This window comes from Haematobacter sp., from assembly GCF_032102465.1.
GTDB lineage: Bacteria > Pseudomonadota > Alphaproteobacteria > Rhodobacterales > Rhodobacteraceae > Haematobacter.
This window is the reverse complement of sequence record NZ_DAMDHB010000016.1, coordinates 74,340-86,242: the sequence shown is the minus strand read 5'-3', so window position 1 is coordinate 86,242 and position 11,903 is coordinate 74,340. Positions and strand designations below refer to the sequence as shown.

Here is an 11,903-nt window from a genome sequence, read left to right as displayed (position 1 = left end):
CCCGCGCAGGGCAACCCCCTGCCCCGCCGCGCGCAGGAGCCGCGCGCCCTGCCCTTCCACCGCCGCAAGCAGGTCCAGCCGCACCGGAACCGCCATCTCGGCAGCCGCGGTCGGCGTCGGCGCACGGCGGTCGGAGGCGAAATCTATCAGCGTCGTATCCGTCTCATGCCCGACGGCGGAGATCAGCGGAATGCGGGAGGCCGCGGCGGCGCGCACCACCTCCTCCTCGTTGAAGCCCCAAAGGTCCTCGATGGAGCCCCCCCCGCGCGCGACGATCAGCAGATCGGGCCGGGGAATCGGGCCACCTGCGGAAAGCGCGTTGAAGCCGCGGATCGCGGCGGCAACCTGGGGGGCGCAGTCCTTGCCCTGTACGGCGACCGGCCAGATCAGCACGCGGCGCGGAAAGCGGTCGCGCAGACGGTGCAGGATATCCCGGATCACCGCCCCCTGAAGCGATGTCACCACGCCGATCACCTCCGGCAGGAAGGGGATCTGCTTCTTGCGGGCGGGGTCGAACAACCCCTCGGCCTGCAACTGCGCGCGACGCTTCTCCAGCATCGCCATGAGCGCGCCGACACCGGCGGGGGCCACGTCCTCCACCACCATCTGGTATTTCGACTGCTGGGCGAAAGTGGTGAGCCGCCCCGTGGCCACCACCTCCATCCCTTCCTCCGGCATCACCGTGAGCCGGGAGGCCGTGCCTTTCCAGCAGATGGACGCCAGCGTCGCCTTGTCGTCCTTCAGGTCGAAATAGACATGACCCGTGCGCGCCACCACGACACGCCCCACCTCTCCGCGCACACGGACATGGGAAAACCCACCCTCGATAGAGCGTTTGACCGCTCCCGACAGTTCGGAGACGCTGAATTCCGGCTCATTCCGGCGGGGCTCATCCCGGGGTTCGGGATCTTCAAACAGGTCGGACACGTCACACTCGCTTGCTCAAGGGGCGCGGCCATCTTAGAACGCCCGCCAACCGAACGGAACGGGCCGAGACATGAACATCCTGATACTGGGCGGCGGCGGGCGCGAACATGCGCTGGCCTGGGCGATCAAGCAGAACCCGAAATGCGACCGGCTCATCGTCGCACCCGGTAACGCAGGCATCGCGGAACTGGCGGAGACGGCGGCGATCGACATTCTCGACGCGGCCGACGTGCTCGAATTCTGCGAGGCGAATGCCATCGACTTCGTGGTCGTCGGGCCTGAGGCTCCGCTGGCCGCCGGGATCGCGGATGCGCTGAGCGCCGCCGGGTTTCTGACTTTCGGCCCGTCTGCCGCCGCCGCGCGGCTGGAAGCCTCCAAGGCCTTCACCAAGGAGATCTGTGACGCCGCCCATGCACCCACCGCAGGCTATGCCCGCTTTACGGAGCGGGAGGCCGCCCTTGCCTATGTGCGGCAGACCGGCGCGCCCATCGTGGTGAAGGCGGACGGCCTTGCAGCAGGCAAGGGCGTCGTCGTCGCCATGGCGCTCGCGGAGGCCGAGGACGCCATCGAGGACATGTTCGGCGGCCAGTTCGGGGAGGCCGGCGCGGAGGTCGTCATCGAGGAATTCATGGAGGGGGAGGAAGCCTCCTTCTTCATCCTCTGCGACGGGGAGACGGTGCTTCCAGTCGGCACCGCGCAGGATCACAAGCGCGTGGGCGATGGCGATACCGGCCCCAATACCGGCGGCATGGGCGCCTATTCCCCCGCCCCCGTGCTCAGCGCGGCGATCCAGCGGCAGGCGCTGGAGGAGATCGTGAAACCCACCATGGCAGAGATGGCGCGGCGCGGCACGCCGTTTCGGGGCGTCCTCTATGCCGGGTTGATGATCAAGGACGGCCGCGCGCGGCTTGTGGAATACAACGTCCGTTTCGGCGACCCGGAATGTCAGGTGCTGATGATGCGGCTCGGGGCGCAGGCGCTGGACCTGCTCCACGCCGCTGCCGAAGGGCGTCTTGCGGAAATGACGGTCGGCTGGGCCGATGACCACGCGCTGACCGTGGTAATGGCCGCAGACGGCTATCCCGGCGATTACGTGAAGGGCACGGAGATCCGCGGGCTGGACGCGCTGCCGTCCGACAGTTCCCGCATGTGCTTTCACGCGGGCACGGTGGAGCGGGAGGGGCGCATCCTCGCCAATGGCGGGCGGGTGCTGAACCTCACCGCAAGGGGCGCGACACTGGCGGAGGCGCGGGAGCGGGCCTATGCGATGGTGGAGCGGGTGGACTGGCCGGAGGGCTTTTGCCGTCATGACATCGGCTGGCGCGCGCTCTGATGCGCAGCCTCTGAGACGGCGGGCGCGTCACCGGCGGGCGGAGCGTCGCGTTCCCCCGGAGTGGATGGCTACCGATCAATGCACTTCGGGAGCAGAGCGCCGTCCCGGAACGCCCACCCAGAACGCTGACCCAGAACACCGACAATACCCGCAGATCCTGCCGCAAACGCGAACGTTAACAGGCTGCTGAAAAAGCCCTGAAGTGTCATGCCTATGTGCCGGAAATGGAAAAACCGGCCCGGAAACGCCCGAAAGTATATGGATTTCCGGCTGGATTTCGTCAGATGGCGAACGATTTCCGCTCCAACACAGGCTAAAAAGCCTTTTTCATCAGCCTGTTAGAGAATACGGCCAAGCCATAAACCGGTCCGGGCCATCGGCACCATCCGCCCCCGTCACCTGAATCGGGGTCATTTGAATCACGGTCACCCGAATCGCGAAAATCCATGCCCTCCTCGCCCCGGCATCCGGGGTGGAACGGTACGTAGATGATCTGCCCCGATCCGCTGCGTAATCTGCGGCCGGCGCGGGCCAGCAAAGCCGACACCGACACCGACACCGCCACCGCCACCGCCACCGCCACCGCCACCGCCACCGCCACCGACCCGCTCACATGTCATCGTGGCACAGTCAAAGACATTCGCTGCCCGCGCGCGACGAGAGCCGGGAGACGAGGCCGGTGGATCAGATCTGCTTCTCGGGCATATTGACGACAAGGCCATCCAGCGCTTCCGTCACCTTGATCTGGCAGGTCAGGCGGGAACGGACGGGATCGGGCTGCCAAGCGAAGTCCAGCATGTCCTCCTCCATCGGATCCTTGGCGGGCAGGCGATCTACCCAGTCGGGGGCGACATAGACGTGGCAGGTGGAACAGGCACAGGCCCCTCCGCAATCGGCCTCGATCCCCGGAATGTCGTTATCCCGCGCGCCTTCCATCACGGTAAGGCCGTTCGGCACGTCCACGACATGTTCGGTGCCATTCGCTTCGATATAGGTGATCTTCGCCATCGCGTCCTGCCTGAAGTCCGGGCCGCAGCCCAAGGGGGGAGACACCCGACATAGGACAGGCCGGACGCTTGCACCAGCCCCCGGTCCGGCTCCACGCCGGCGGACGCGCTCCGGGAGGACAGCCGCGGAGGTCAGCCCAGCGGTCAGCTCCCGGACGACCGCAAACACCCAGCCGGCCCCCGAGCCCCTGTCCGGAATCGGTACAGGCTGCTGAAAAACTGCTGAAAAAGCATTCGGCGGTCGCTCTGGGGCGGAGATCTTCCCCACATTGTTGGGGAGCGTCCCGGAAACCGCACGTTTTGGTGCCTGACCGGACAGATGTTCCGCATTTCAACGCAAGAGCGGGTCAACGCAAGACCGGATCAATGCAAGACCGGGGGGTGCCCGGCTTTCTCGGCAGCCCGCCAGATGCCCGGGCGGACATGTTCACGGCGCGCGGGGTGCGGCCGCCGCTTCGGCGGGGCGACCGCATGTCCCGCCCGTCACTCCTGTTCGAGCGACCGGACGATCTCGTCCTTGATGACGAGCCTCTTGCGGCGGAGTTCCTCCTCCGCTTCCTCGCTCATCGGGGTGACGCGGGTTTCGGCGAGATGAACCGCGTCGTTCACCTCGTCATACTGTTTCAGCAGCAGGGCAAAGACCGCGTCCTTCGCCTTTCGCGCGTGAATGGCTTCGATCCGGTCGGGGAATTCTTCCTCGAGCGTGTGGGGCGTATTGGACATGACGTCTCTCCTCGGATGGTTCGCTTGTCAGGTAATCGCGTGCGGGCAAAGAGCAAGGCGAACGGATCAGCGGGCCAGCTCGATCTCCGCCCGGAGCCCACCGAAACGGCTGCTCTCTCCAAGCTTCAGCCGCCCGCCGTGGCTTCGCGCGATATCGGCGGCGATGGCGAGGCCAAGCCCCACCCCCGTCCCCCGGTCCTGATTGCGTGACGAGTCGAGCCGGGAGAACGCGCGCAATGCCGCGCCACGGCTTTCCTCGGGAATGCCGGGCCCGTCGTCCTCCACCGTGAAGCACACCGTCCGGTCGGAGATGTCGAGCGACAGCTCCGCCTGCGTGCCATATCGGACAGCGTTGCCGATGAGGTTGTGCAGCGCCCGCTCAACCGCCATCGGGCGGAGCGGCACCGGCTCCATCCGTCCGCGCAGATGGCCGATGGTGACCTTCTGGCCCGCGCGTTCCGCATCCGCCACCACGCGCTCCAGAAGCTCGGCGGGGTCGGTCGGCACCGGATCCTCAAGCGCATCCCCCCGCGCGAAGGCGAGGAAGCTGTCCAGCATCACCTCCATGTCCTTCACGTCGCGCTGCAACTCCTCCACCTCCTCGCTACCGTCATCGACCAGCGAGAGGCCGAGTTTCAGCCGGGTGAGCGGGGTGCGCAGGTCGTGGCTCACGCCGGAGAGCATCAGGGTCCGCTGCTCGATCTGCCGTTCGATCCGGTCCCGCATCTCCAGAAAGGCCCGCCCTGCGGAGCGGACCTCGGCGGCGCCCGTGGGCCGGAAGCGGACGCTCTGGCCCTTGCCGAAGGCCTCCGCCGCCGCGGCCATGCGCTTGATCGGGCGAAGCTGGTTGCGCAGGAACAGATAGGCCACCGCCGTCATCAGGATGGAGGTGGAGACCATCAGCACCAGAAGCTGGTGCGGGTTGGAGGCGGATACGCGAAGGCGCGTCATCCGCACCTCCATCGGCCCGTAGCGGGTCTGCAACCCGATGCGCACCGCCTTTTCCTCATCCAGCAGATGAACACCGGTGATATTCGGCACCGCCTGCTCGAACGTGGCGGTCACGACCCGGCCGGAGAAATCGATCCAGACACGCTCGTTGGTTCGGGGGGCATTGGGCGCGGGCAGCGTGACACCGAGTTCCAGCGGCCCCATCACCTCGCCCACCCGGCGCTGCGCCTCTTGCAGCGAGGAGGCGGCATTGACCATCGCCGCGACGAAAGTCACCTCGCTCGCCACGCTGCGGGTCATCTGGCGGGTGACACCCTCGAAATGCCGCTGGATGAAGGTGACGGAGACGACGAGCTGGATGGTCACCACCGGCACGATCAGGATGAGCGCGGCCCGGCCATAGAGACCGCGGGGCATCATCCGTTTCAACCAGCCGAAATCCATGCCAGAACCCTAGGACGGGTCAGGGAGAATGGCCAGAGGCTGTAGAGAGGACGGAGATGGACGATTTCAATCCGACGGCGGGCGCGCCCGAGACACTGGCGCCGGGGTTGCGCCGCATCGTCGCACCGAACCCCTCGGCCATGACCTATCGCGGCACGAACACCTACCTGCTGGGTGAGGGGCGCGTGACGCTGGTCGATCCCGGCCCCGACGACGAACGCCACCTTGCCGCGATCCTGGAAGCCCTGCGGCCCGGAGAGCGGATCGAGCGGATCCTCGTCACCCACAGCCATGTCGATCACTCCGCGCTCGCCGCGCGGCTGGCGGCGGAAGTGAGCGCCCCTGTCACCGCCTTCGGCGACAGCGCAGCGGGCCGGAGCGAAACGATGGAGGGGCTGGTCGCGGCGGGCATGTCCGATGGCGGTGAAGGGGCGGATCCGACCTTCGCCCCGGATGAGGAATTGGCCGACGGGGCGGAAATCCTTGCCGGCGGGCAGCCGCTCCGCGCGCTGCACACGCCCGGACATTTTGGCAATCACCTGAGTTTCCTGTGGGGCGGGTTCGTGTTGTCGGGCGATCAGGTGATGGGCTGGGCCACCTCCATCGTCTCGCCGCCGGATGGCGACATGGGGGCCTACATGGCCTCTCTCGACCGGCTGATGCCGCAGGCGGAGGCGGTGTTCCTGCCCGGCCACGGCGCACCGGTCACCGACGCCGCCGCGCGGATCGGCTGGCTCCGCGATCATCGCCGGATGCGGGAGCGGCAGATCCGCGCGGCGCTGGAGGCAGGCGAGAGCACCGCCCGCAGCATCGCCGCAACGATCTATACCGACACGCCCGCCCCCCTCATGCATGCGGCGGAGCGCAATGTCCTCGCCCATCTGATCGACCTTGCGGAGCGCGGCGTGGCCCGGCCGGAGGGCGCGATCAGGCCGGACACCGCCTTTCACCTCTCCCGGAAGTGACCACGAGGGCCGATTCGGGGAAATCTGCTTGACCTTTGCCCGGTCGGCCTGTTGAACCGGCCCTGATTCCAAAGGCACGACAGGTGGAAGTCCGTGATGGACGATCAGAACAAGAACCTCATCATCGCATCCGTCCTGAGCTTCATCGTGATCGTGGTGTGGTTTCTGCTGTTTCCGCCCGCCGATCAGGTGCAGCCGACCACGCCAGATGCGGTGACGCAACAGGTGGAAGGGGTGTTGCCCCCGCCGACAGCCCAACCCGGCACCACGCCGGGCGTCGCTCCCGGCACCGCACCCGGCACGTCCGCGCAGGCGACGCCGGAGACCGCGCCGCGGCTGGCGATCGAGACGCCCCGCCTTGCGGGCAGCGTCTCGCTGGTGGGGGGCCGGATCGACGATCTGGAACTGACCGGCTATCGTCAGACGCTGGACGAGACCAGCCCGTATGTGCGGCTGCTCTCCCCGATCGGCGCGCAGGGGGCATACTACGCGCTCTACGGCTGGGCGCCGGGCGGCACGCTCGACTATGCGCAGATGCCGGGACCGAACACGCCCTGGACGCTGGCCTCCGGCGACAGGCTGGGCGTCGGAGCGCCGGTGGAGCTTGTCTGGGACAACGGTCAGGGCCTCGTCTTCCATCAGAAGATGGCGATCGACGAGAACTACATGTTCACCGTCACCCAGTCGGTCGAGAACAATACCGGGGCGGAAGTGCGGCTTGCCCCTTACGGCATCGTCGCGCGCCACGGGCTGCCGGCCGATCTGCAGAACTTCTTCATCCTGCACGAAGGCGTCGTGCAGATGGCGGACGGCAAGCTGACCGAGATCAAATACAAGAAGATGGCCGACCTGCCCCGCTCCGACCGTGAAGGCGGTGCCCGGGCAGAAACGGTCGATGTCAGCGCCAACGGCTGGATCGGCTTTACCGACAAATACTGGATGACAACGCTGGTTCCCATGCCGGGGCAGAGCTTCACCGCCGTCGCCAAGTATTCCGATCAGTCGAGCGTCTATCAGACAGAGGCCCGCCTCCCCACGCTGACCATCGCGGCAGGGGAAACCGGCAGTTCCTCCACCATGCTCTTCGCCGGCGCGAAGGAGTGGGAAACGATCCGTCATTATCAGAATGACGTCGGCGTTGACCGCTTCATCGACGTGATCGACTGGGGCTGGTTCTTCTTCCTGACCAAGCCGATCTTCTGGCTGCTGCACTGGCTGCACGGTTTCATCGGCAACATGGGCTGGTCCATCATCGCGCTGACCTTCGTGCTGAAGGCGCTGGTGCTTCCGCTCGCCTACAAGTCCTACGTCTCCATGGCCCGGATGAAAGAGCTTCAGCCGGAGATGGAGAAGCTGAAGGAGCAGGTCGGCGACGACCGGATGAAGCTCCAGCAGGGGATGATGGCGCTCTACAAGGAGAAGAAGGTCAATCCGGCGGCGGGCTGTCTGCCCGTGCTGGTGCAGATCCCGATCTTCTTCTCGCTCTACAAGGTGATCTTCGTCACCATCGAGCTTCGCCATGCGCCCTGGATCGGCTGGATCCGCGACCTCTCGGCCCCGGACCCGTCGTCGCTCTACAACCTGTTCGGTCTCCTGCCTTGGGCGGCACCCATGCACGGGACCCTGATGGCGACGATCTTCCTCGGCATGCTGCCGATCTTCCTCGGCATCTCCATGTGGTTCCAGCAGAAGCTGAACCCGGCGCCGCCGGACCCGACGCAGGCGATGATCTTTGCCTGGATGCCCTGGGTGTTCATGTTCATGCTGGGATCCTTCGCGAGCGGTCTTGTGCTTTACTGGATCACCAACAACGTCATCACCTTCGTCCAGCAATATGCCATCATGCGCAGCCACGGGGCGAGAGTGGACCTGTTCGGGAACATAAAGGCGAGTTTCAGGCGAAAGAAACCCGCCACCCCCGTCGCGAACAAGTCGGCGAAACCGGCGGACAAGAAGCCCGCCAAGAAGTAGGACCGGTATATGGCGACCATCGCCCATCTCTACCGCCACCCCATCAAGGCTCACGGACGCGAAGAACTCGCGTCCGTTCTGCTTTCGGAGGCGGAGTGCCTTCCCTTCGACCGGCACTGGGCCGTGACCCACGGCATGTCCAAGTTCGATACCGGCGCTCCGAGGTGGATGCCCTGCGCGAACTTCGAACGCGGCGCGCGCACGCCTGCGCTGATGGCGATCACCGCGCGGTTCGATGAGACGACGGGGCGGCTCGCGCTCGACCATCCCGACCTTGGCCCGATCGACTTCGACCCCGTGACGGAGGCGGAACGCTTTCTCGACTGGGTGCGCCCGATCAGCCCGGAGCCTCCGATGCAGCCGGTGGCGCTCGTCTCCGCCGGACGGGGGATGACGGACAGCCAGCTCCCGACCGTGTCGCTGAAGAACCTCGCCTCCAATGCCGCCCTGTCGGCCCATATGGGCACGGACCTTTCCATTCACCGCTGGCGCGGCAACGTCTGGCTGGACGATCTGCCCGCGTGGGAAGAGGTGAACTGGATCGGGCGCGACCTCCGCATCGGTTCCGCCCGGCTCCGCGTCGTGGACCGCATCGGGCGGTGCAAGGCGACCACCGCCAACCCCGCCACGGGCAAGGTCGATGCCGATACGCTGAAAGGCCTCCGCGAGTTGGTGAGCGTGCAGGACTTCGGCGTCTATGCCGTGGTGCTGGAAGGCGGCACCGTCGGGCCGGGCGACCGCGTGGAACTGACCTGACCGCATTCTGATCGAGAGTTTCCCATGACCGACCTGACCTTTACCCTTGCCCCGGAGCCGGAAGACGCGGCGCGCGAACGCGGGCGTCTGCTTTTCGCCGGACCGGTGGATTTCCTGAAGGGCGTCGTCGCGATGGACGGGTTGCCCCCCGCCGACCGGCTGGAAGTGTGCTTTGCCGGGCGGTCCAACGTGGGCAAGTCCTCCCTCATCAATGCGCTGACCGGCCGCAAGGCGCTGGCGCGGGCCTCCAACACGCCGGGGAGGACGCAGGAGATCAACTATTTCACGGCGGGAGAGGATCACTACCTCGTCGATCTTCCCGGCTATGGCTTCGCCGAGGCGCCCGTCGCCACGGTAAGAAAGTGGCAGGCACTGCTGAAGGCCTATCTGTCGGGCCGCGCCACCCTCCGCCGCGCCTTCGTGCTGATCGACGCACGCCACGGCATCAAGGCGGTGGACGAGGAAATCCTGACGCTGCTCGACCGCTCCGCCGTGACCTTTCAGGTTGTGCTGACGAAGGTGGACAAGATCCTTGCCCCGGAGCGAGAAAAGGTGCTGGCCCAGGTGCGAAAGGCGCTCGCCAAACACCCTGCCGCCTACCCGGAGATCATCGTCACATCCTCTGAAAAGGGTGAGGGAATAGAAACGCTTCGCGCAATCATCGCGACGCTGGAGTAGCAAGACGCGGGTCTTGGCACGCTGCCACGAAACCACTAGGCAGGGCTCGAAGCCTACGGGAGACAGGAATGGTGAGGAAACAGGTGGTCCGCGATCCCATTGCAACCGCGCAGACGCTTTCGGAAGCGCTGCCCTACCTCCAGCGCTACAACGACGCCATCGTGGTGGTGAAGTTTGGCGGCAACGCCATGGGCGACGATGAGGCGATGGCGGAATTCGCGCGCGACATCGTGCTGATGCGGCAGGTGGGTGTGAACCCCGTCGTGGTGCATGGCGGCGGCCCGCAGATCAACGACCTGCTGAAGCGTCTGGGCATCGAATCCCGTTTCGTGCGGGGCAAGCGGGTGACGGACAAGGCCACCGTGGAAGTGGTGGAGATGGTGCTCTCCGGCCTCGTCAACAAGCGGATCGTGCAGGCGATCAATGACGAGGGCGGTCGCGCGGTGGGTCTGTCCGGCAAGGACGACGACCTGATGGTCTGCGTGGCCGATGACCCGGAACTGGGCTTCGTCGGCCGTCCAGTGGAGATGAACGTGCAGGTGCTCCAGGACCTGTTCGCCGCCGGGATCATCCCGGTGGTGGCTCCTGTCGCGACGGGCACCGACGACAACGAGACCTTCAACGTCAACGGTGATACAGCGGCGGGGGCGATCGCGGCGGCGCTGAAAGCGGATCGTCTGCTGCTGCTGACCGATGTATCGGGCGTCAAGGATGCGAACGGCAACGTCCTGACCCAGCTTTCGCCCGAGGATGTGAAGCGCATGACGGATGAGGGCGTGATCTCCGGCGGCATGATTCCCAAGACCCAGACCGCGCTGGAGGCCATCGAGGGCGGCGTCCGCGCGGCGGTGATTCTGGATGGGCGGCAACCCAATGCCTGCCTTCTGGAACTGTTCACCGAACACGGCGCGGGCACGCTGATCCGCTCTACGGAACCGCGCTTCAAGCCGCGTCGGCGGTGACAACCCGGGCCGAGGTGGCGGAGATCGCGGCCCGGCATCGGCTTGCGATCTTCGGCGGCTTTCGACCGCTGCCGGAGGACGGCCTGCCCGACGGGACCGGCACGCTGCTGCTGCTTGGCCCGGCAGAGCCCGGATTCTGGCGCCATGTGACGGCGGAACCGGAGTTCGGCGACGGTCGTCCCGATCCTCTGGACCGCTGGTCGCGGCGGGTCATCGGGCGGATGGCCTGCGATCTCCGGGCCAAGGCGTATTTCCCCTTCGGCGGGCCGCCATGGAAGCCGTTCACCCGCTGGGCGCTGCGCTCCGGGCGTGCCTTCACCTCTCCCGTCACCCTGCTTGTGCATGACACTGCGGGACTGATGGTGTCCTATCGCGGCGCGCTGGCGCTGCGGGAGCCTGTCGCGCTGCCGCCGCCCTCCCCCCGGCCCTGCGATGCCTGTGAGCGGCCGTGCCTCACCGCCTGTCCCGCACGCGCACTGACGGGAGAGGGCTATGATCTGGATCGCTGCCACGCCTATCTCGACACGAAGGAAGGGCAGGACAATCTTGCCAGCGGCTGCGCCGTCCGGCGCTCCTGCCCGCTGTCGCAAAGTTACGGCAGGCTCGCCGAGCAATCCGCCTATCACATGATGCAGTTCCATCCTTCCGCTTTTCCGCGGGCAGGATATGATCCCCAATCATGACGCTCCGCCTGATCCTCACCCGCCACGCAAAATCCAGTTGGGGAGACCCGACCGCCGCTGATTTCGACCGCAAGCTCAACAACCGGGGGCAGCAGGCGGCCACGGATATCGGGCAGTGGCTTGCCGAAACCGGCTATCTTCCGCAGCAGGTCCTCTGCTCCACCGCAATGCGCACCCGGCAGACATGGGAGCGGATGGCCCAGCATCTGCCGGAGCCGGAGGCGCTGCATCTTGTACCGGAACTCTATCATGCGGAGCCTGCGTTGCTTCTCTCCCTGCTCCGTCAGGCGGAAGCCCCGGTCGTCGCTTTGATCGGCCACAATCCCGGGATTGGCGAGTTTGCCCAGCGGATCGTTTCGGATCCGCCGGTGCATCGCGACTTCGGTCGTTACCCCACGGGCGCGACGCTGATCGTGGACTTTGAGGAGGACCGCTGGAAGGACATAGTGCCCCGCAGCGGTCGCACCGTGGATTTCGTCACGCCCCGTGATCTGGAGCGATAG

The 11,903-nt window shown here is 66.3% G+C and carries 13 protein-coding genes; 8 read left to right on the top strand and 5 right to left on the bottom strand.

Annotated features, from left to right (window positions below; all coding sequences use genetic code 11):
• Positions 1-927, bottom strand: a 927-nt coding sequence (gene xseA, locus RT513_RS11935; protein ID WP_290688435.1) for an exodeoxyribonuclease VII large subunit, incomplete at its 3' end; no start/stop codon positions are given.
• A gap of 70 nt (positions 928-997) precedes the next feature.
• Here xseA and purD point away from each other — a divergent pair.
• Positions 998-2,260: a phosphoribosylamine--glycine ligase gene (gene purD / locus RT513_RS11930; RefSeq protein ID WP_290688437.1), complete on the top strand. Its 1,263-nt coding sequence runs from the start codon at positions 998-1,000 to the stop codon at positions 2,258-2,260.
• Positions 2,261-2,573: 313 nt separating this feature from the next.
• On the opposite strand, the gene RT513_RS11925 is transcribed toward purD, so the two are convergent.
• The 4 genes from RT513_RS11925 to RT513_RS11910 all read right to left on the bottom strand — a co-directional run bounded on the left by RT513_RS11925 (position 2,574) and on the right by RT513_RS11910 (position 5,385).
• Positions 2,574-2,861, bottom strand: coding sequence for a hypothetical protein (locus RT513_RS11925; protein WP_290688439.1), 288 nt, complete (start codon positions 2,859-2,861; stop codon positions 2,574-2,576).
• A gap of 83 nt (positions 2,862-2,944) precedes the next feature.
• Positions 2,945-3,268: a 2Fe-2S iron-sulfur cluster-binding protein gene (locus RT513_RS11920; RefSeq protein ID WP_088216863.1), complete on the bottom strand. Its 324-nt coding sequence runs from the start codon at positions 3,266-3,268 to the stop codon at positions 2,945-2,947.
• A gap of 482 nt (positions 3,269-3,750) precedes the next feature.
• The gene (locus RT513_RS11915; RefSeq protein ID WP_088216862.1) at positions 3,751-3,990 is read right to left on the bottom strand and encodes a YdcH family protein; all 240 of its coding nucleotides are present in this window, start codon (positions 3,988-3,990) and stop codon (positions 3,751-3,753) included.
• A gap of 66 nt (positions 3,991-4,056) precedes the next feature.
• Positions 4,057-5,385, bottom strand: a complete 1,329-nt coding sequence (locus RT513_RS11910; RefSeq protein ID WP_088216861.1) for an ATP-binding protein — start codon at positions 5,383-5,385, stop codon at positions 4,057-4,059.
• 56 nt (positions 5,386-5,441) lie between these two features.
• Here RT513_RS11910 and RT513_RS11905 point away from each other — a divergent pair, with 56 nt between their 5' ends.
• The 7 genes from RT513_RS11905 (at position 5,442) to RT513_RS11875 (ending at position 11,903) form a co-directional block, all read left to right on the top strand.
• Positions 5,442-6,350: an MBL fold metallo-hydrolase gene (locus tag RT513_RS11905; RefSeq protein WP_290688443.1), complete on the top strand. Its 909-nt coding sequence runs from the start codon at positions 5,442-5,444 to the stop codon at positions 6,348-6,350.
• Between the two features lie 96 nt (positions 6,351-6,446).
• Complete coding sequence (gene yidC / locus RT513_RS11900) at positions 6,447-8,321, top strand: membrane protein insertase YidC (RefSeq protein WP_088216859.1); 1,875 nt, start codon at positions 6,447-6,449, stop codon at positions 8,319-8,321.
• A 9-nt stretch (positions 8,322-8,330) separates the two neighbouring features.
• Positions 8,331-9,077, top strand: a complete 747-nt coding sequence (locus RT513_RS11895; RefSeq protein ID WP_290688446.1) for an MOSC domain-containing protein — start codon at positions 8,331-8,333, stop codon at positions 9,075-9,077.
• A 24-nt stretch (positions 9,078-9,101) separates the two neighbouring features.
• A complete protein-coding gene (gene yihA, locus RT513_RS11890; RefSeq protein WP_290688448.1) occupies positions 9,102-9,755 on the top strand; it encodes a ribosome biogenesis GTP-binding protein YihA/YsxC in 654 nt (217 codons plus the stop codon).
• 83 nt (positions 9,756-9,838) lie between these two features.
• Positions 9,839-10,717 carry an acetylglutamate kinase gene (argB, locus tag RT513_RS11885; RefSeq protein WP_290688501.1) on the top strand — a complete coding sequence of 293 codons (879 nt, stop codon included), beginning with the start codon at positions 9,839-9,841 and terminating at the stop codon, positions 10,715-10,717.
• On the top strand, positions 10,714-11,400 hold the full coding sequence (locus tag RT513_RS11880) for a ferredoxin (RefSeq protein ID WP_290688450.1): 687 nt from the start codon (positions 10,714-10,716) through the stop codon (positions 11,398-11,400). Before argB ends, RT513_RS11880 begins: the two co-directional genes overlap by 4 nt.
• On the top strand, positions 11,397-11,903 hold the full coding sequence (locus tag RT513_RS11875) for a SixA phosphatase family protein (protein ID WP_290688452.1): 507 nt from the start codon (positions 11,397-11,399) through the stop codon (positions 11,901-11,903). The genes RT513_RS11880 and RT513_RS11875 overlap by 4 nt, the downstream gene beginning before the upstream one ends.